The organism is Jezberella montanilacus (assembly GCF_003003055.1).
Taxonomy (GTDB): Bacteria; Pseudomonadota; Gammaproteobacteria; order Burkholderiales; family Burkholderiaceae_B; genus Zwartia; species Zwartia montanilacus.
The window spans coordinates 42,854-62,439 of the sequence record NZ_PVTV01000012.1 but is presented as its reverse complement, the minus strand read 5'-3'; the positions used below and the strand labels follow the sequence as shown (position 1 = coordinate 62,439).

Sequence of the window (19,586 nt, the reverse complement as noted above, 5' to 3'; positions counted from 1 at the left end):
TACTGATATGTCTACCGCCACGATGCTCTCTAGCGCTGATAGCTTGTCCCGCCGCAGTCTGTTGATACAGTTCGGTTGGGCAATCCTTGGCATCTTGTTGATTGCGTCGTGGCATGGTGCCGATATGCGTCCCGCTGAGTTATGGCGGGATTCAGGCAACATGGCAAAATTTGCGGCGGATTTTTTTCCGCCCAAATTTGCAGACTGGCGAGTGTATCTTGATGAGATGCTCGTCACCTTAGAGATTGCCCTGTGGGGTACCGCCCTAGCAGTAGTCAGTGCAGTGCCGATGGCTTTGCTGGCTTCATCCAACCTCGTGCCCTGGTGGTGTTATCAACCGGTACGTCGTTTGATGGATTCGTGTCGCGCGATTAATGAAATGGTCTTTGCCATGTTGTTCGTCGTGGCTGTTGGTTTAGGACCGTTCGCAGGTGTCTTGGCACTGTGGGTGCATACAACTGGAATTTTGGCTAAGCTTTTCTCTGAAGCGGTTGAAGCAATCGATCCCCAGCCGGTTGAAGGCATTCGTTCAACAGGTGCAAGTAGTTTGCACGAAGTCATTTATGGCGTCCTGCCACAAGTGATGCCGCTCTGGGTGTCATTCACCTTATACCGTTTTGAATCGAATGTGCGTTCAGCGTCGGTCGTCGGCATGGTTGCTGCAGGTGGTATCGGTGCCATTCTCTGGGACATCATGCGCAGCTTTCAGTACGGCGAGACTTGCGCCGTCATGCTTATCATCATCGCAACCGTGATTCTGCTGGACTTATTGTCAGCCAATATCCGCAAGCTGTTAATTTAACTAGGCAATAATTCATATGGCACTGACCTTAGAGCAGATTCAGGTTCTCTTTTTGACACGTGGTTCAAACCAGTATGGTCGCGAGGCGGTGAGTCAGTTGGATCATGCCCTGCAATGCGCGCATTTGGCAGAGCAAGCAGGCGAAACGCCTGAGACCATCGGAGCCGCGCTGCTGCATGATCTTGGCCATTTTCTCGGCGAACAAGAGGAGATGGATAGAACTCAACCCCCCGCAAAAGACGACTTGCATCAGTACATTGCGCTACCGTTTTTGCGCCCGCTGTTTGATGATGCTGTGCTTGAACCGATTCGTTTGCATGTCGACGCAAAACGTTATTTGTGCGCGACCGAGCAGACTTATTGGGATACGTTATCACCCGCATCAAAGCACAGTTTGGAGCTGCAGGGCGGGGTGTTTAACGAAGAGCAGGCGGCAGCCTTCATCGCACAGCCCTTCGCACCCGAAGGCGTTCGTCTGCGTCGTTATGATGATCTGGCAAAAGTACAGGGTCGTGAGACCCCACCGCTTGCCTACTTTATCGCTGGGCTCGAAAAGCTTCAACGAGTCAGTAACTGAGGTGGTATTGGCCAACCCAGTCCGTTCAGTCGAAGCTATCAACTTGCCTGCGCGACAGAATCTCCGTAAGGCGACATGATTTCAGTGCAACCAGTGTTGAGATCACCTGCACGCATGACACCCGCCGGACAGGCGAAAGAATAAGGATAGACGCTTCGGCGAGTTGCCACGGTAGGCATGACTTCATTCAAGGCGGCCATCACCTTGTCAGGCAAGGTCTGATCCGCAAGGATGGTCTCGCCACCACTCACATCGATACGTGGCTGATGAAACGCCTGGTCAATGTCCAGACCGTGATCCATGATGAACGAAGTTAACTGCATCACGGACCCGAGAATCTTGCGCCCTCCTGAAGCACCCAACGCAAAGGTTCGACCCATCGCGTCTTGTCCCACGATAGGGCAATAGTTTGCCAGACAGCGCTTGTTGGGAGCGAGTGAATTGGCTTTGCCCGGTTCTGGATCAAACCACATGATGCCGTTGTTAAGTAGTAAACCGGTCGAGGGCGACACCACACGCGAGCCAAAAATAGATAACAAGGTTTGCGTGACTGCGACCATGTTGCCTTCTTGATCGACAACGCTGAAATGGGTCGTGCATCCTGGTGCAGCTGGGGATTCGTGATCACCCATGTTTTCAAAGCGAAGCTTGAAGGCAAGGCTCAAGGCACGTGCGTAGGCTGAATAGGTGTCTGAGCCTGGTGCACCAGCCTTAGGGGTCAATTCTTTTGCGAGGATCTCAAGCGCTTTGCCATAGGTGGGCCCGCCAGTTAAGCCAGGGGCTGCAAAAACCTTGCCGCCACGATAATGAATGGTAAGCGGATCGACCAGCTCAGCTTCGTAGTGTGAGAGATCGTCAAGGCTCAGGCAGCCGCCTTTATCCCGAACATCTTTGACCAAAGCGTGAGCGATATCGCCATGATAAAAAGCTTTCGCACCCTGATCTGCGATTTGCCCGAGTGTTTTGGCAAAGGCTTTCTGGTTGAGATGCTGCTCGATGTTGGCTGTCCATGAGCCGGCTATTGGGTAGCGGCCTTCGTCCAGAAACATGGCGGCAGTGTCTGGGTCTTTTGAAAGCACTTTTGCGTTGGTACCGGTGACCAGAGACGTATACCAATCCACCAGTAAACCTTCATCAGCGAGTTGAGCGGCCGGTTTCACAAGGTCCTTCCAAGGCATCTTGCCGAAGTGCTTGTGCGCCAAATCCATCCCCGATACGACACCAGGTACGGCGACAGCTGTGGCGCCTTGGACATTGCGATTGTCGACCACCTCGGGCCAGGGGAAGAGGTCTGCTGATTTGCCACTTCCAGACAAAGGATAGTCGGCGGGATCGAGCTCGCGAGGCGAGCGGCAACCGAAATTGATAACGTGTGCTTTTTGTTCTTTAGCTCGCCAAATTACCATCGCACCGCCCGCTGCTGGACCGCTCATCCAAGGCTCCAGTACACCGATTGCGAACGACGTGGCAATCGCTGCATCGATCGCATCCCCGCCCGCTTGCAGAACCGAAGCGCCTACCTCAGCGGCGCGGCGATGTTGAGCCGAAACAACCCCTCCCTTGGTGGCGACAACGGCTTTCCGGATGATCTGTGAGCTTGAAAAGTTATCCAGCATTTTTATTATCCCTGTGGTTGAGTGCATTAGATAGCATGCCCGATTATCAGAGATAGCAAGGCAGATGACAACCTCCTCCCAGGCGTCCAGGTATCTTCGGTTAAGCTGAGTGCGGCAATGCGTATTATTACTAGATACAGAGAGACTAGATGTCGGACGACAACCAAATCATTATCCCGCCGTCTTTTATTTCTATGTTTGTTGAACCCGGTCGGATCAAGCCGAGCGCTTCAAGAGAGCATATTCATGAGCGCTATGACTTGTGTGAAGACCTCGCCAATTTACTGACTGAGCAAGCGAGCAATAAACTGTGGGAGCTCGGTATCACCGAGTCTGATGTCTTGCAGCGGATCAGTACTGGACTGGCTGAGACCGATATTGGACTGAGCGACGCAGAGGCGGGCTGGGTCATCAAGCGTTTGGCAGAGATTCTTGGTTGGCAGCAGTAAAATACATAAAACATAAACGGAGACAAAGCATGGCACTCATTAACTACGTCACCCAAGTTCAATTTGAACACGGTGCAATCAAACTTTTACAAGCAGAATGTGATCGCTTGGGTGTGACTCGGCCGATGCTTGTGACCGATGCAGGTGTGCGAGCAGCAGGCCTTGTTGATAAGGTCTTGGCGCAACTCAAGAACGCTTCAGCTGTAGGTGTCTTTGATCAGACCCCGCCTAATCCAACCGAGGCCGCCATGCGTGTGGCGCTTGCACAATATCGCGCAGGCAAGTTTGATGGCTTGATCGCGTTGGGTGGCGGATCGGCCATGGATCTAGCCAAAGCGGTGGCGATTTGTTCTGTACACGAAGGCCCCCTTAAAGACTTTGCGGCAGTGGAGGGCGGTGTTGCCCGGATCACCGCTGCGACTGCCACGGTTATCGCTATCCCAACCACTGCAGGCACGGGCAGTGAAGTTGGTCGCGGTTCGATGATGATTCTCGATGACGGTCGCAAAGTGGCACTGGTATCGCCTTACATTATCCCCAAGGTAGCTATCTGCGATCCAGAACTCACACTGGGTTTACCACCGCTGTTAACTGCAGCAACGGGTATGGATGCGATCACCCATTGCATGGAAACCTTCATGTCGGCCGCCTTGAATTTCCCTGCTGAGGGGATTGCGTTGGACGGCCTATGGCGCGGTTGGGCTCACATTGAGCGAGCCACCAAAAACCCCGGAGATAAAGAAGCGCGTTTTCACATGATGAGCGCCTCTACTCAAGGCGCGATGACGTTTCAAAAGGGCTTAGGTGCTGTGCATAGCCTGAGCCATTCTTTGGGCGCGTTGAATCCCAAGCTACATCACGGTACGCTGAACGCCATGCTGTTGCCGGCAGTGATCAATTTCAACTCGAGTGTTGATTCAATGAAGCAGGCCAATAAACTGGCTCGACTGGCGCAAGCAACCGGCCTGTCATCTGGCACTGACGTGTCGCCTGCCGTGAAAGCCATGAATCAACGCTTGGGCTTACCTTCAGGTTTGGGCGCATTGGGCGTGACGGAGGATATGTATCCGGCAGCTATAGAAATGGCGATGAAGGATCACTGTCACTTCACCAATCCCCGCATCGCCACTGAACAAGACTACGTAGAAATTCTGCGTGAGGCAATGTAAGCCTCGACAAGTTACTTTTGAGCGTTATAGTTCGCGATGCCCTCAAGGATTTCCTTGTGGGCATCTTCAATCCCACCCCAGCCTTGCACTTTGACCCACTTGCCAGCCTCAAGATCTTTGTAATGCTCAAAGAAGTGCTGGATCGCGTTTAAGCGCATCGGGTGAATATCTGTCGCCTGCTGCCAATGGCTGTAAATGGGCAAAACTTTATCGATTGGCACGGCCAACAGTTTGGCGTCTTGACCGCCTTCGTCTTCCATCAACAAAACACCAAGGGCGCGGCATCTGACCACCACGCCAGGGATAACGGGGAAAGGCGTAATCACCAGCACATCAACCGGGTCGCCGTCACCAGCAATCGTCTTGGGGATGTAGCCGTAATTGCATGGATAGTGCATGGACGTGCCCATGAAACGATCAACGAACAGCGCACCTGACTCTTTATCGACTTCATATTTGATTGGGTCAGAATTCATCGAAATTTCGATGATGACGTTGAAGGATTCAGGCACTTTATCGCCTGCAGTGACCATATCTAAACTCATGCGAACTCCATCAAACCATGTTTAATTAGTGAATACCCTAATGTTAACAAAGAAACACGGCCTAGCCCCCTTTGCATCGTGAACAATCTGTTACATACTGAGGGCGCAGCAAAAGTTCTAATGAGTGAATCAAAACAATTCAAGAGACCACACTTAAGGGAGTTTTTAAGCATGCCTATCGAAACACAGGGCCTTTATTTTGCGTTGGCCTGCGGGTTGATCGCAGTGATCTACGGTTTCACCGTCAGGTCGTGGATTCTTAAGCAAAGCACGGGTAATGCGAAGATGGTTGAGATCGCGGATGCCATCCAGCAAGGGGCAGCGGCCTATCTATCCAAACAGTATCGCACCATTGGCATCGTTGGCGTCGTATTGACCGTCTTGATTGCTGTCTTCATTGATCATGGCGTGGCTCCTTACACGACCGCCCTGGGTTTTGTTATTGGCGCTGTGCTGTCGGGTGCTTGCGGCTTTATCGGCATGAATGTCTCTGTGCGAGCTAACGTACGAACGGCTCAGGCAGCAACTCAAGGCATGAACGAAGCTTTGAATGTTGCATTTAAAGGCGGTGCGATAACGGGCATGCTGGTAGTCGGTTTAGGCTTACTTGGTGTTGGTTTGTTCTACATGTATTTGAGCGCGACAGGTAAAGGCACGGATATGTCCGCTGTCTTGCATCCGCTAATCGGCTTGGCGTTTGGCTCATCGTTGATTTCGATCTTTGCCCGCTTAGGTGGTGGGATCTTCACCAAAGGCGCCGACGTGGGTGCTGATCTGGTTGGTAAGGTTGAAGCCGGTATCCCGGAGGATGATCCTCGTAACCCTGCAGTGATTGCCGACAACGTGGGCGACAACGTTGGCGACTGCGCCGGCATGGCGGCTGACTTGTTCGAAACATACGCCGTAACCCTGATTGCGACGATGGTGCTGGGCGCCTTGATGATTAAGGGGGCGGTTGCTGCTGCCGTGATCTATCCGCTCGTCTTAGGCGGTATTTCTATTATCGCTTCAATCATCGGTTGCTCGTTTGTTAAAGCGACACCGGGTATGAAAAATGTCATGCCCGCCTTGTACAAAGGTTTGATCATCGCTGGCGTTATCTCTCTGGTTGCGTTCTACTTTGCGACGAATTGGGCGATGCCTGACGACGCACTCGGCCATGCTGGCAGCCGGATGCAATTGTTTGGGTGCACGGTTGTTGGCTTGGCACTGACGGCTTTGTTGGTGTGGATTACTGAATACTACACGGGTACTGACTATCCACCGGTCAAGCATATTGCTCAAGCGTCAACACAAGGTCACGGCACCAACATCATCGCTGGTCTTGGCGTATCGATGAAGTCGACCGCAGGCCCTGTCTTGTGCGTCTGCGCGGCGATTTATGCTGCTTATGCGTTGGCAGGGATCTACGGTATTGCCATCGCTGCCACAGCCATGCTGTCGATGGCTGGCATTGTTGTTGCCTTAGATGCTTATGGGCCGATTACTGACAATGCAGGCGGTATCGCTGAGATGGCTGGCTTGCCGCAATCAGTGCGGGATATTACCGATCCGCTTGACGCCGTCGGTAACACCACTAAGGCTGTGACTAAAGGCTACGCGATTGGCTCTGCTGGTCTGGCCGCCCTGGTCCTTTTTGCTGACTACACTCATGCACTCGAGTCTGCCGGCCAAAAAGTGACGTTTGATTTGTCTAACCACATGGTGATCATCGGTTTGTTCATCGGCGGTTTGATCCCCTACTTGTTTGGTGCAATGGCGATGGAGGCGGTTGGCCGCTGTGCAGGTTCTGTTGTTGAAGAGGTCAGAAGACAGTTTCGTGAGATTCCCGGCATCATGGATGGTACGGGTAAGCCAGAGTACGGCGTTGCGGTTGGCATGTTGACCTCAGCTGCGATCAAGGAAATGATTGTGCCTTCTTTGTTGCCAGTCGTTGTGCCGATTGTGGTGGGCTTGGCGCTTGGCCCAGCCGCCCTGGGCGGTTTGCTCATGGGGACCATCGTGACAGGTCTGTTTGTCGCGATCTCGATGTGTACCGGAGGTGGTGCTTGGGATAACGCCAAAAAATATATCGAAGAGGGTCATTACGGTGGCAAAGGTTCAGACGCGCATAAAGCGGCTGTGACCGGCGACACAGTGGGTGATCCCTATAAAGATACGGCTGGCCCAGCGGTCAATCCTTTAATTAAAATCATTAATATCGTGGCACTTTTGATCGTGCCACTGGTGGTGAAGATGTGGAGTTAAAGAGACCAACGTAAGCGATCGCTAAAACGATCGTGAGTCAAAAAGCCGCTCAGGGAGACCAGGGCGGCTTTTTATTTCAACCGTTCATCCGGCCCGGCCATGAAAAAGGCAAACGCTGGTCGTACAAGCTTTTGCCCATTCAATTCACAGTTGTGACAAAATGTTCTATCCATAGAATCGTCTGAACAGAAGGGGTGCCTCTTGAAGATTTACGTCGCAGGATTTCAGCATGAGACCAATACTTTTGCGCCCTCGCTGGCCGACTGGGCTGCTTTTAATCGCGGTGATTCCTTCCCGGCGTTTATCAAAGGACAGGCAATGCTCGACAGTTTGCGCGGCGTCAATATCCCGATAGGTGGCTTCATGGATGCGGCTCGTCGCGAGGGGTGGCAACTGGTGCCTGGCTCTTGGTGCGGCGCGATCCCTTCCTCTTACGTCACCCGCGATGCGTTCGAGCGTGTGAGTGACTCAATCCTTGCCGATGTTCGTCAAGGCGGCTTCGAGGCTGTCTACCTCGATCTTCACGGTGCTGCGGTTGCCGAGCATGTCGATGACTGCGAGGGCGAATTGATTGGGCGGATTCGCGCGATCGTTGGTCCCAAGATGCCCATTGTTGTCAGTTTGGATCTGCACGCGAACGTGACAGTGAAAATGTTGGCAGAGGCCGATGCTCTGGCGTCTTACCGGACTTATCCTCATGTGGATATGGCTGCGACTGGCGAGCTCGCAGCGAAGTTGCTAAAGCGCCGAATCGAACTGGGTCGCAAAGAGCCCCTGGCGTATCGACGTCTGCCATTTCTAATCCCCTTGAACGCACAGAGCACCTGGCTAGAGCCTGCCAAATCACGTTACGAAGACATCCTCGATCTTGATAAAGAGTTCAATGCTTGTCTTAGCTTCTGTATGGCTTTTCCTGCAGCGGATATCGCTGAGTGTGCGCCAATGGTCTGGGGTTACGGGCCGGCGGCAGACATTGCGGTTGATCGCTTGTATCGACTCGTTAGTGAACCGACGCAATGGCAGCTTGAAATCTTTTCAGCGCGAGATGCTGTTGAGCACGCCTGTGTGCTTGCCGAGTCGAATGACAAACCAGTTGTGATTGCAGATACCCAAGACAATCCGGGCGCTGGCGGCGATAGCAACACCACCGGCTTGCTCAGAGCGCTATTAGAGAAAGGCGCGGGCAAACGGATACCCGGTAAAGTGGCGATCGGACTGATTTATGACTCAGCGGCAGCAGCGATGGCACATGCTGCAGGACTGGGCTCGACGATCACGACGACGGTTGGTACCGCCGTCCCGACCTTCACAGGTCAACTGAGTGATGATCCTGTGCAAGGGACTTTTAAAGTTAAGGCTTTATCTGACGGCAAGGTCACCCTTAAAGGTCCAATGATGACAGGGCTATCAATCAAATTGGGCCAATGTGCGCTGCTTGAAATAGATGGTGTGTTGGTCGCGGTGGCTAGTGGTAAAAAGCAATTGCTAGATCGGGAACTCTTCAGAATGCTCGGCGTTCACCCGGAGACGATGAAGATACTGATTGTAAAAAGCTCTAATCACTTCAGAGCAGATTTCACTCCGATCGCGTCGCATGTGTTGGTTGCCAAAGCGGCTGGGCCAATGGCCGCTGATCCAGCGGATTTGCCGTGGACAAAGCTGCCTGCCACGACTCGCAGAAACCCTGGTTTAGTGGCTTAGCGGAAAACCCGAACTAAGTGCGTGTAGCCAGGAAATAGGTAGCTGATACTAAAGCGGTTGATGTGGCGATGATGGTGGATACCATCTTCCACATCAAAGCGGCAATGGTCTCGTGTACCCGGCCTATTTCTTTGTGAAGGGATGACACTTCGCGATGAACTGCCGAGATTTCCCGGTGCATCCCGACTTCAAGTTTTGCCAAATCCTCACGCGTTGCGAGCGTGGGAATAATTGCTTCGAGTTTGGCGATACGAGTTTGCATGCAACACCTTCAAGATAATTAGACGATGATTCTAGTCTAGTGGTGGACGTTTCAAGCTGAGCGATGAGTCAAAAATGTCCTGGCAGCGCTACTGTTTCTGACTGTTACTTGCTTTCACCGCAGCACTCGCGCTAGTAACGATTCACGTCATCTTCAAGAGGCTGTATTTGATCCGTACGCTTTTTAAACACCAACCGGCAAAACACCACAGCTAACACTGAGACTACTGAAAATATGACGATGTCTCGGCTCCAGCTCAGACCAGCAAATAAGTATTGGGATAGTGCAACTGCCATCATGCCAATTGAGAAGCTCAGGAATAGAAACGTAAAGGTTAATACCTCGATGATCGCAAACCCAACCGCGATGAGCAAGCTGATTTGATAGATCGCCATATCAGAACTTGTCGGTAATGCGCGCAATGGTCGATGTCAGTGACGATAAGACATCAGTCGGTAGCATGATGATTTTTGAATTGCTACTTTTTGAAAGCTCTTGCACAGCGGCAGCTTGTATTTTTCTGATCTCAAATTCAACTGCGCTGTTACCGCCGGCACTGATGGCTTTAGATACAACCTCTAACGCATAAGCCTGTGCATCAGCGCGCAAGCGTGTGGCCTCAGCGACTCGTTGCGCCGTGTATAACTCTGCATCAGCCTGCAACTGCAGCGCTTGTTTTTTTCCCTCGGCCTCGGTGACGCTACCACGTCGCATGCGCTCTGCATTGAGCTGAATTTGCATGGCTTCTTTTGTAGCGGGGTCGACATCGACTTCGATGATTTCGACACGAGTCAGCTTGATACCCCATTCGCTCGCGACGTGCTGAAGTTGTTCTTCAATGACCGCGGCCAGATGTTGCCGATTGGTTTGCACGCCATCTAAATCCGTTTGGCCGATTACATTACGAATTGCACCGATTACGACTGTCTCTACTGCGCTTTTCACGTCTTGGATGCGATAAACCGTACGCGAGACATCGACGATGCGATAAAGGATGGCGAGCTTAATGCTGATCGTGACGTTATCTTTCGTGATTGCGGCAATTCGATCGGTAGGGAGTTGGACTTCTTGAATTGAAATCTTGTGCAACGAGGAGATCGATTCGAAGAAAGGGATAATCAGATGTAGACCGGCCCCAAGGGTTCGGTTGTACTTGCCGATCCGCTCTACTAGCCAGTTTTCGGATTGCGGGACTATTTTGACGGTTCTCGTCAGGGACACGATGATCAATAGAGCCAGGAACAGGTAAACGACGGTGCCAAAGGTAAATGATTGATCCACGAAGGTCTCCGATGAGGTTAAATCCCAAACCTTGTTTTGATCGTTTATAACCCTTTTCCAGTCCTCCAACAAAAGGCCTTATCCTTCTTTGGACGGAAACACACATAACGTCGGGCGCAGAAGCAAAAAAGCCCAACCTCTTGAGTCGGGCTAAGTCCTTGATATAACTGGTGCCGGAGAAAGGAATCGAACCCTCGACCTTCTCATTACAAGTGAGCTGCTCTACCAACTGAGCTACTCCGGCATTGCTGCTGCTTTTGTCGCGCTTGATTTAGTAATCAAGGCACGAGATTATAGGTGATTTTTGCCGACTTTATTTGACGATACTCAGTTTGGGTCGAGCTGGGGGCGGATCTTTTGGATCGTCCTCACTTTTTGAACCCTTATCCGCCTGAACTGACACATGACTTGCTGCAACTGGGGCAGCCGAGTCCGTGGCCTCAAAGGCCATGCCTGCACCAGTTTCACGTGCGTAGATAGCAGTCACAGCGGCGACTGGGACATAAAGATCTTCAGTGACCCCGTTGAAGCGAGCCTGAAACTCAATGGCTTCGTTGCCAATAACCAAACGGTTAGTGGCAAGAGAATCGATATTGAGCGTGATCTGGCCGTCTTTAATATAGCCTCGGGGCACCATGGTGTTCGAGTCAACCTTGACGGTCAAATGCGGGGTGTAGCCATTATCCGTGCACCACTCATGTAGTGCACGAATCATGTAGGGCTTTGTAGAGCTTTCAGCCATCTTCAAACGCCTCGCTTAACGACGCATTACCTTTTCTGACGGAGTCAGTGCCTCAATATACGCAGGGCGCGAGAACAGACGCTCACCGTATTTCTGGATTGGGGCTGCTGTCTTGGGTAACTCGATACCATAGTGATCCAAGCGCCAGAGCAAAGGTGCCATGGCAACGTCAAGCATGGAGAACTCTTCGCCCAGCATGTACTTGTTTTTCATCATCAAGGGCGCCAGTTGCGACAAGCGATCGCGTATGGCGATGCGGGCAGCGTCAAGGCGTTTGGTATCGCCACGTGCTGAGCGATCTTCCAGTGCTGCAACATGGATGAACAATTCTTTTTCGAAGTTGTACAAAAACAGACGCGTGCGGGCACGCATCAGGGGGTCAGCAGGCATCAACTGCGGATGCGGAAAACGCTCGTCGATGTATTCGTTGATGATATTTGATTCATACAGAATCAAATCGCGCTCAACCATGATGGGCACTTGACCGTAGGGGTTCATGACCGCGATGTCTTCGGGCTTGTTGTAGAGATCGATGTCACGGATTTCAAAGTCCATGGCTTTCTCGAACAGCACAAAACGACAGCGGTGCGAAAAAGGGCAGGTTGTGCCGGAGTAGAGGACCATCATGATGGGTTCCGTCCTAATAAGAAAAGCGAAAGGCCAGCGCCCACTTTTTGGTAGACGCTGGCCTCGGAAAAGACATTACTTGACGTGCTTCCAGAAGGAAGCGTTTAAGCGCCAGGCAATGACAAAGAATACGCCTAGAAACAGCAACACCCAAACACCGATACGTTTGCGAGTTTGTTGCACAGGCTCTGACATCCACGTCATGAACGCAGTGATATCTGCTGCGTCATTATCGTAGGCTGTTGCGCGGGCAGGATCAGCACTCTTGAACGTCACCGTTGAGGTAGCGGCCCCATGGTAGTTTTCAACAGCTTCGGTTTTAACGGTGGAGTAGCCCATCGCATCGTAGGTCGTTGTGACGCGCTGCCATGCGGCGTGCTCACCGCCGTGACCTTCCGCTGCTGCATGCTCATGCATCGCGACAACCGTCATCTCGCGATCACCCTGACGATCCCATAAAACGTGAGGCATGGCTACATTGGGATAAGCAAGGTTGTTCCAGCCAGTCGGCCGACTTGTGTCACGATAGAAGGTACGCAAGTAAGTGTAGATATAGTCCGAACCGGTTGGGCCTGCCGTAGCCGATTTGGCCCGAGCCATGACAGATAAATCTGGAGGCGCAGCGCCAAACCAGGCTTTACCATCTTTGGCAGAGACCGAACCCATCATCATGTCCCCGACTTTTACGCCGGTGAACAAGAGGTTGGACTTGATCTGCTCATCCGTCAAACCAATTTCTTTAAGTTTGCTGTAGCGCATCGACGATGCACTGTGGCAATTCAAACAGTAATTAACGAACAGCTTGGCGCCATGTTGTAGCGCCGTGAGGTCATTGATACGGTTCGGTGCGGCTTCTAGCTCGTAGCCACCCGTGTTAGCACTAGACCCTGTGGCTAAGATTACTAGGGCAAGAGCACCAATCAGCTTCTTGATCATGGTCATTCCGTAAATAAAGTTGGGCTCAGTGGGCGTGGAAGATGACACGGTCGGGCACTGCTTTGAACGTGCCAAGTGTGCTCCAGATGGGCATCAGGAAGAAAAAGCCCAAATAGATCAACGTACCAATCTGCGACATCAAGTTAAACACGGCGCTGGGTGGTTGAGTGCCCAGATAGCCTAACACCAGAAAGTTGGCAAAGAAGATGCCATACAACACCTTGTGCCAACCCGGGCGATACCGGATCGATTTGACTGGACTGTGATCGAGCCAAGGCAGGAAGAACAGTAAAACAACTGCGCCACCCATCGCAACAACACCCCAAAACTTCGCATCAATCACTTGCAGCAGAACGGCAACGACGATGAGCGCGCCGGCCGAAATAATCTTCATGATGCCTTGTTGCCGAATGAACATGAGGATGGCACCCAAGCCAACCAAACCAGTCAACACAGTCGTGAACTCACTGGTCGTTGCACGCAACATCGAGTAGAACGGTGTGAAGTACCAGACTGGGGCAATGTGGGGAGGTGTTTTTAGCGGATCAGCTGGGATGAAGTTGTTAAATTCAAGGAAGTAACCGCCCATCTCAGGACCAAAAAAGACGATGGCCATGAAGATGATCAGAAAACCTGCCAGACCCATGATGTCATGCACGGTGTAAAAAGGATGAAAAGGGATCCCATCCAGAGGGCGACCATGCTTGTCTTTATACTTCTTGATATCAACGCCGTCAGGGTTGTTTGAACCAACCTCATGCAATGCCACAATGTGTGCAGCCACAAGGCCTAACAACACGAGCGGGATGGCGATGACGTGGAAGGAGAAGAAGCGGTTCAGAGTGGCATCCGATACAACGTAATCACCGCGAATCCAGATTGACAACTCAGGACCGATGAAAGGAATGGCCGAGAACAGGTTCACGATAACCTGCGCGCCCCAGAAAGACATTTGACCCCAAGGCAGCAGATAGCCAAAGAAGGCCTCGCCCATCAAACAGAGGAATATGCCGACACCGAAGATCCAGATCAGCTCGCGTGGCTTGCGGTATGAGCCATAGATCAGCGCACGAACCATGTGAAGATAGACTACGACAAAGAACATCGAAGCGCCGGTTGAGTGCATATAGCGGATGAACCAGCCACCCGGTACTTCGCGCATGATGTATTCAACTGACTGAAACGCGAATTGGGCGTCAGGCTTGTAGTGCATGACGAGGAAAATACCCGTCACGATCTGCAACACCAGCACGATTAGGGCGAGTGAGCCAAAAAAGTACCAGAAGTTAAAGTTCTTTGGTGCGTAGTACTCTGACAGGTGTGCTTTGTAAGTCGACGTCAGGGGGAATCGACGATCTATCCACCCAATCAGTCCTGTCGTTTCGACGGTTTTATCGCCAGCCATGCGATGGCTCCTTGATATGTTTCAGTGTCGCGTTGTTACGGTTTCGTCGGTATGACGATTAAGCTTTATTATCCTCGTCAACACCAATGATAATTTTGGTGTCACTTAAATATTGGTAAGGTGGCACTTCAAGGTTATCTGGTGCGGGCTTGTTTTTGAATACGCGACCAGCCAGATCAAATGTTGATCCGTGGCAAGGGCAGAGGAAGCCGCCTTCCCAGTTGTCGGGCAGGCTGGGTTGCGCACCGGGCTTGAAGTACGGTGATGGTGAGCAGCCCAAGTGCGTGCAGATGCCGACCGCCACAAAGAGCTCTTCTTTGCGCGAACGCCATTGATTTTGAGCGTACTTTGGGGTGTAACCCGGGCGGTTCGATGCAGGATCCGCAACTTCATTATTGGTCACTTTGAGCGAATCGAGTTGCTCTTTTGTGCGGCGGATCAGCCAGACAGGCTTACCTCGCCACTCGACCGTCCGCATTTCGCCGGGCTGCAAAGTGGAAATATCCACTTCGACAGGTGCGCCTGCAGCACGGGCGCGCTCAGATGGCTGAAAAGTACTGACAAACGGCACCGCCATCCCTGCGCCTGCAACGCCGCCTGCAGCACAGGTGGCGCCAATCCAGAAGCGACGTGAGGGGTCTGACGGCAGATTTGGGGGCACTGAGCCCTCGTCGTCTTGCATAGCTGAATCCTGACTCATTCTCTACGATCCTTGTTGCAGCTGCGGAAGTTGACTATTTCTTGGAACCCGAAAAGTCATGTCTTCGGTCCGTTGAAAGGGTCGTTGCAGCGAGAAGGTTACGGTTGTTACTATATCCTTAACCACTTATTATAGCGTCAGCCGCAAAGCAAAAAAAGGATGGAGAACAAGAAATGAGTAAAGCCAGTAGTCTTTTAAAGGAATTTCGTGATTTTGCCGTCCGTGGCAACATGGTCGATCTGGCGGTCGGTGTGATTGTTGGTGCAGCTTTTGGCAAAATAGTCGAGTCTTTAGTCAAAGATATCATCATGCCAGTGATCAATTTCATGGTCGGGGGCACAGTTGATTTTAGTAACAAATTCATCGTCTTACACATGCCGGCTGGGTATAGTGGGGCGCTCACTTATGCGGACCTCACGAAGGCGGGTGCGAATGTGTTTGCCTGGGGTAGCTTTGTCACAATTGTGATCAATTTTGTTTTGCTTGCCTTCGTCATCTTCTTCATGGTGAAGGGGATTAACAGCACGCGAGCCCGCCAGGCGCTTGAGGCCGCAGCCCCTCCGCCCAAGCCCGAAGAAGTGCTATTGACTGAAATCCGCGATTTGCTTCAAGCTAATCTGAACAACGCCAGCAAAACCGAGTAGGGACACTTGTCCTTGCCTGGTTGGCTAGACCGGATTGTCAACATCCATGAATTTGACGGTAATGGGGAAGTGTTCTAGAAGCGCTTGCCCCAGTGCCTGAACACCATAGCGCTCGGTCGCGTGATGTCCTGCGCTGATAAAGGCGACACCCGACTCTCTCGCCAGATGCACGGTTGGTTCAGATATTTCACCAGTAATAAAGACGTCTGCGCCCGCGTCGATAGCCTCTTGAAACATGCTTTGTGCAGCGCCCGTGCACCAGGCAATACGGGTGATCTTTTTCTTGCTGTCGCCGATGACCAACGGCACGCGACCAAGTTTGTCGGCAATTCGGGCGGTTAATTGTCCCAGGTTGCGGATGGATTGACTGCGCCCGACGCCAATCAGTCCATTGCGTCCGGTGGTATGGCTGGTATCAAAGCCAAGAATTTGTGCCAATCGGGCGTTGTTCCCTAATGTGGGATGCGCATCGAGGGGTAGGTGATAAGCAATCAAGTTGATATCGTGCGCCAGCAGTTTGGCTAAGCGAGTGCGGCGGATTCCAATTATCCGGGAATCCTCCCCTTTCCAGAACCAACCATGATGAACCAATAACGCGTCAGCTTTTTCTTGTATTGCCAAGTCGATAAGGGCTTCGCTTGCCGTGACACCGGCGATAATATGCGAGACAGAATCGCGGCCTTGAACCTGCAGCCCGTTTGGGCAGTAATCTGCAAAGGCTTGAGCATTAAGTGTTTTATCTAGCCACGCGCATAATTCGTTTGTGGCAACGGCTTTCTTTTTGTGTGATGACATGATGCGTCGAATTTGGCTGTTATTTGCGCAGACTGTGACGGTCTGCCTAGGGGTTTTATTCGTTGTGGTGACTTTGCGACCAGATTGGCTGGGCCGCGCGACGACCAAGCAGGCATCGCCTCCACTTGCATTGAATACTAACGTAGACCCGTCGAAGTTGTCTAAAGAATCAGAGCGGATGGCTCGTTCTTTTAACGCTCCGACCTCGTTTGCTAATGGTGTTGCTGCCGCCACGCCAGGGGTCGTTAATATTTTTACGACCAAACACGTTGCTGTGAGCAGGCTACCTTTGCCAGCGGATCCTTTTATCAGGAAGTTTTTTGAGCAAATGCCTGGGTTTAGTGAGCGGCGCCAGAGCAACAGCCTTGGTTCGGGCGTCGTTGTATCTAAGGCCGGCCATATTCTTACGAATTTTCACGTTATTGATGGTGCCGAAGAGATTTTGGTTGCGTTGAGTGATGGCCGGCAAGCGAATGCAAAAGTGATTGGCGTCGATCCGGAGACCGATCTAGGGGTATTGAAGATCGAATTACCTGACCTACATGTTTTGCCTTTTGCTACGCAAGAGACCCTGCGAGTTGGCGACGTTGTGCTGGCAATCGGCAATCCATTCGGCGTTGGCCAGACAACCACAATGGGTATTGTCTCGGCGCTCGGTCGAGATGGCCTTGGCATAAATGTTTACGAGAATTTTATTCAAACTGATGCCGCCATTAATCCGGGCAACTCAGGGGGCGCTTTGATCGATACTCAAGGAAAACTTGTCGGAATTAACACCGCGATTTACTCTCAATCGGGCGGATCCTTGGGAATCGGTTTTGCAATTCCCGCCAGCGCCGCTTTGCGCGTGATGGATCAGATAATTAAAGAGGGCCGAGTCAAGCGAGGCTGGTTGGGGATCGAGCCTCAGGACATGACGGCTGAACTTGCGCGAGCTTTTGGGGTTGAGCAAGCTCAAGGCGCCATTGTGGCAGGCATAGTCCGCGATGGGCCCGCGATGATTGCAGGGTTACAGGTGGGGGATATCATTCAACATCTGGACGGTAGGAAAGTTGAAGATGCAAACCGACTTTTGGGGCGGATTGCCGCTTTGTTACCCGGCAAGACCGTCAAGCTGGATGTGGTTCGCAAAGCTCAGCACCAGGACATCACTGTCACATTGGGCACTAAGCCACCGATCAATAGATAACTGACCAGCCGAATGCCTGGTTGCTTATTCGGTTGCTGCCACGGGTGTGTTTCGTGCCAACAAAGTCTCTGCTGAAGCCAGAATCGATTTGCGGTTGTCTGCTGATAAATTGAAGAAAATCTCTTGTAACTTTGCAGCGTCTTCGTCTTGAGTGTAAAACCAGCTCACTGGCATGGTCAGAATTTCAGACACTTTGCACATTAACTGGTAGTCGGGTGCGTGCTTGCCACGTTCGTACTGATTCATGCGAGCACTTGCTGACATTGGGTCAATGCCGGCGAGTTTCCCAAGCTTCTCTTGTGATAAGTTGGCTTTTAAGCGGGCTTGCTTGAGGCGGTGAGCTAGCATGGGATGAAGCTCCTTTAACGAGATCGGGTTGCGATGCTCAAAGAAGCATCGTTCAAAAAGAAATCCTGAGTTAAAGGTTATATGCAACAGAAAAAGACATCAAGATGTTTTTGATGCCTTTCAGAGATATTTTATACGCCAATTAGGGTGTTTTCGACGAAAAACCGCGTATTTGAGTTTTTTCTGAGGGGCAATAAGCTGAGCACAGCAAACTAAACTTAATCGTCTTCTTTAGCGCGCGGCTTCACGCCTCGAGCAAACAGTAAACCCACTTCATAGAGGATGCAGAGTGGCACAGCGAGCATAAACTGGCTGACGACGTCGGGCGGTGTCACAATGGCTGCAATAAAGAAGGCGGCAACGACGAAATAACCTCTGAAAGACTTGAGTTTCTCGACGGTCACTAAGCCCATTCGAACCAGGATCACGACGACGACTGGCACCTCAAACGTGACCCCGAATGCCAAAAACATACTCATGACGAAGCTGACATAGGCTTCGATATCCGGCGCTGGCGTGATGGATTGAGGGGCGAACTGGGCGATAAACGTAAAGACAGTTCTAAAAACGACAAAATAACAAAACGCCATCCCGCCGATAAATAAAACTGAACTCGAAACAATGAGCGGCAGGGCGAGCTTCTGCTCGTGTTGGTACAGGCCAGGCGCTACAAAAGCCCATGCTTGATAAAGCACCACCGGCAGGGCGATAACGAAAGCCGCCATCAAAGTTACTTTGACTGGCACCATGAAAGGAGTAATGACCCCCGTAGCAATCATTTTGGTGCCCTCTGGCAGAGAGGCTAACATTGGTTGCGCTAGTAAGTCGTAAATATAGGACGCGCCGGGGTAAAAAAACAGGACGAGAAAAACAGCCAGTATTGCAGCGACCGCGTAGAGAAGCCTTTGCCTGAGCTCGATGAGATGCGACATGAAGGTATCGCCGGGCTTTGCATCCTGTTCAGCGTTATCCGTTGAGCTCACGAACTTGCCCCCGTCTTGGTCTGGGTGGTCGCAGCAGTGCTCGCAGACGGTTGCGGATGCAGCGCATCGATTTCAAGTTGTTGGGGCACAGCAGGCTCTTCTCTCGTTGCACTTGGCGTCGCTGCTTCGACCTGTGCAAGCGCTGAGTCTGAATCAGTGAGTTCAACCTTGACTAAGTCCTCAGCCCCAGTTGCCGAAGATGCTGTGGATGGAGATAGCCCCGAGTCATGACCGACCTCATGAAGTGTATCCATGGTGTCTTTTTCAAACGTCTTCAAGGGGTCGGAAATGGCTGCTTGAGCTTCGTTAATCGAACTCTTCATCGATTGTGCTGCTTCCTGCACTTGATCCTTGAACTTATGCAAATCGTCAAGATCCATTTCGCGCTGAATGTCGGCTTTCACGTTGTTCACATAACGCTGTGCACGTCCTACAAGATGCCCAAGTGTTTTAGCCACCTTAGGTAAGCGTTCGGGGCCGATGACAATCAGGGCAACGACACCGACGACCATTAATTCAGAAAAACTGACGTCAAACATTTTGAGATGCCGGAGAGATCAGGTTCAAC

Annotated in this window: 22 protein-coding genes and 1 tRNA gene; 8 read left to right on the top strand and 15 right to left on the bottom strand. The window is 51.7% G+C overall.

The features are described 5' to 3' along the window. The first annotated feature begins 7 nt into the window (after nt 1–7). A complete protein-coding gene (gene phnE / locus BCM14_RS06125; protein WP_106227133.1) occupies nt 8–802 on the top strand; it encodes a phosphonate ABC transporter, permease protein PhnE in 795 nt (264 codons plus the stop codon). 16 nt (nt 803–818) lie between these two features. Beyond that, on the top strand, nt 819–1,379 hold the full coding sequence (locus BCM14_RS06120; RefSeq protein WP_106227132.1) for a phosphonate degradation HD-domain oxygenase: 561 nt from the start codon (nt 819–821) through the stop codon (nt 1,377–1,379). Nucleotides 1,380–1,417: 38 nt separating this feature from the next. Here BCM14_RS06120 and BCM14_RS06115 read toward each other — a convergent pair whose 3' ends face one another. After that, the gene (locus tag BCM14_RS06115) at nt 1,418–2,995 is read right to left on the bottom strand and encodes a gamma-glutamyltransferase family protein (protein ID WP_106227131.1); all 1,578 of its coding nucleotides are present in this window, start codon (nt 2,993–2,995) and stop codon (nt 1,418–1,420) included. Nucleotides 2,996–3,144: 149 nt separating this feature from the next. Here BCM14_RS06115 and BCM14_RS06110 point away from each other — a divergent pair, with 149 nt between their 5' ends. Continuing rightward, the gene (locus tag BCM14_RS06110; RefSeq protein WP_106227130.1) at nt 3,145–3,444 is read left to right on the top strand and encodes an ATPase with chaperone activity; all 300 of its coding nucleotides are present in this window, start codon (nt 3,145–3,147) and stop codon (nt 3,442–3,444) included. Nucleotides 3,445–3,473: 29 nt separating this feature from the next. Beyond that, a complete protein-coding gene (gene gbd / locus BCM14_RS06105; protein ID WP_106227129.1) occupies nt 3,474–4,613 on the top strand; it encodes a 4-hydroxybutyrate dehydrogenase in 1,140 nt (379 codons plus the stop codon). An 11-nt stretch (nt 4,614–4,624) separates the two neighbouring features. On the opposite strand, the gene ppa is transcribed toward gbd, so the two are convergent. Beyond that, entirely contained in the window at nt 4,625–5,158 is a 534-nt protein-coding gene (gene ppa, locus BCM14_RS06100; RefSeq protein WP_106227128.1) for an inorganic diphosphatase, read from the bottom strand. A gap of 171 nt (nt 5,159–5,329) precedes the next feature. Here ppa and BCM14_RS06095 point away from each other — a divergent pair, with 171 nt between their 5' ends. Together BCM14_RS06095 and BCM14_RS06090 are read left to right on the top strand one after the other, a co-directional pair. Further along, nucleotides 5,330–7,405, top strand: a complete 2,076-nt coding sequence (locus BCM14_RS06095) for a sodium-translocating pyrophosphatase (RefSeq protein ID WP_106227127.1) — start codon at nt 5,330–5,332, stop codon at nt 7,403–7,405. A gap of 201 nt (nt 7,406–7,606) precedes the next feature. Beyond that, nucleotides 7,607–9,106 (top strand): M81 family metallopeptidase, encoded by a 1,500-nt coding sequence (locus BCM14_RS06090; protein WP_106227126.1) that lies wholly within the window; start codon nt 7,607–7,609, stop codon nt 9,104–9,106. A gap of 13 nt (nt 9,107–9,119) precedes the next feature. Here the strand turns inward: BCM14_RS06090 and BCM14_RS06085 are convergent, their stop codons facing one another. The 9 genes from BCM14_RS06085 to petA all read right to left on the bottom strand — a co-directional run bounded on the left by BCM14_RS06085 (nt 9,120) and on the right by petA (nt 15,059). Beyond that, nucleotides 9,120–9,368, bottom strand: a complete 249-nt coding sequence (locus BCM14_RS06085) for a hypothetical protein (RefSeq protein WP_106227125.1) — start codon at nt 9,366–9,368, stop codon at nt 9,120–9,122. 131 nt (nt 9,369–9,499) lie between these two features. After that, a complete protein-coding gene (locus tag BCM14_RS06080; RefSeq protein WP_106227124.1) occupies nt 9,500–9,763 on the bottom strand; it encodes an NfeD family protein in 264 nt (87 codons plus the stop codon). Between the two features lies 1 nt (nt 9,764). After that, nucleotides 9,765–10,649 carry an SPFH domain-containing protein gene (locus BCM14_RS06075; protein WP_259673456.1) on the bottom strand — a complete coding sequence of 295 codons (885 nt, stop codon included), beginning with the start codon at nt 10,647–10,649 and terminating at the stop codon, nt 9,765–9,767. A gap of 168 nt (nt 10,650–10,817) precedes the next feature. Then, a tRNA-Thr gene (locus BCM14_RS06070) sits at nt 10,818–10,893 on the bottom strand. 69 nt (nt 10,894–10,962) lie between these two features. Further along, entirely contained in the window at nt 10,963–11,391 is a 429-nt protein-coding gene (locus BCM14_RS06065) for a ClpXP protease specificity-enhancing factor (protein WP_106227122.1), read from the bottom strand. A 15-nt stretch (nt 11,392–11,406) separates the two neighbouring features. After that, entirely contained in the window at nt 11,407–12,018 is a 612-nt protein-coding gene (locus BCM14_RS06060; RefSeq protein WP_106227121.1) for a glutathione S-transferase N-terminal domain-containing protein, read from the bottom strand. Between the two features lie 75 nt (nt 12,019–12,093). Further along, on the bottom strand, nt 12,094–12,960 hold the full coding sequence (locus BCM14_RS06055) for a cytochrome c1 (protein ID WP_259673492.1): 867 nt from the start codon (nt 12,958–12,960) through the stop codon (nt 12,094–12,096). Nucleotides 12,961–12,979: 19 nt separating this feature from the next. After that, nucleotides 12,980–14,359 (bottom strand): cytochrome b, encoded by a 1,380-nt coding sequence (locus BCM14_RS06050; RefSeq protein ID WP_106227120.1) that lies wholly within the window; start codon nt 14,357–14,359, stop codon nt 12,980–12,982. Between the two features lie 58 nt (nt 14,360–14,417). Further along, nucleotides 14,418–15,059: a ubiquinol-cytochrome c reductase iron-sulfur subunit gene (gene petA / locus BCM14_RS06045; protein WP_106227119.1), complete on the bottom strand. Its 642-nt coding sequence runs from the start codon at nt 15,057–15,059 to the stop codon at nt 14,418–14,420. Between the two features lie 173 nt (nt 15,060–15,232). Here petA and mscL point away from each other — a divergent pair, with 173 nt between their 5' ends. Continuing rightward, a complete protein-coding gene (gene mscL, locus BCM14_RS06040; RefSeq protein ID WP_106227118.1) occupies nt 15,233–15,703 on the top strand; it encodes a large conductance mechanosensitive channel protein MscL in 471 nt (156 codons plus the stop codon). Nucleotides 15,704–15,727: 24 nt separating this feature from the next. Here the strand turns inward: mscL and BCM14_RS06035 are convergent, their stop codons facing one another. After that, on the bottom strand, nt 15,728–16,498 hold the full coding sequence (locus BCM14_RS06035; RefSeq protein ID WP_106227117.1) for a Nif3-like dinuclear metal center hexameric protein: 771 nt from the start codon (nt 16,496–16,498) through the stop codon (nt 15,728–15,730). 1 nt (nt 16,499) lies between these two features. Between BCM14_RS06035 and BCM14_RS06030 the strand changes: the two genes are divergently transcribed. Next, nucleotides 16,500–17,687, top strand: a complete 1,188-nt coding sequence (locus BCM14_RS06030) for a trypsin-like peptidase domain-containing protein (protein WP_106227399.1) — start codon at nt 16,500–16,502, stop codon at nt 17,685–17,687. 24 nt (nt 17,688–17,711) lie between these two features. Here the strand turns inward: BCM14_RS06030 and BCM14_RS06025 are convergent, their stop codons facing one another. From BCM14_RS06025 to tatB, 3 genes are all read right to left on the bottom strand, one after another. Continuing rightward, a complete protein-coding gene (locus BCM14_RS06025) occupies nt 17,712–18,035 on the bottom strand; it encodes a helix-turn-helix domain-containing protein (protein ID WP_106227116.1) in 324 nt (107 codons plus the stop codon). A gap of 218 nt (nt 18,036–18,253) precedes the next feature. Then, the gene (gene tatC / locus BCM14_RS06020; RefSeq protein ID WP_106227398.1) at nt 18,254–18,967 is read right to left on the bottom strand and encodes a twin-arginine translocase subunit TatC; all 714 of its coding nucleotides are present in this window, start codon (nt 18,965–18,967) and stop codon (nt 18,254–18,256) included. Between the two features lie 47 nt (nt 18,968–19,014). Further along, nucleotides 19,015–19,557 (bottom strand): Sec-independent protein translocase protein TatB, encoded by a 543-nt coding sequence (gene tatB / locus BCM14_RS06015; RefSeq protein ID WP_106227115.1) that lies wholly within the window; start codon nt 19,555–19,557, stop codon nt 19,015–19,017. Nucleotides 19,558–19,586 lie beyond the last annotated feature (29 nt).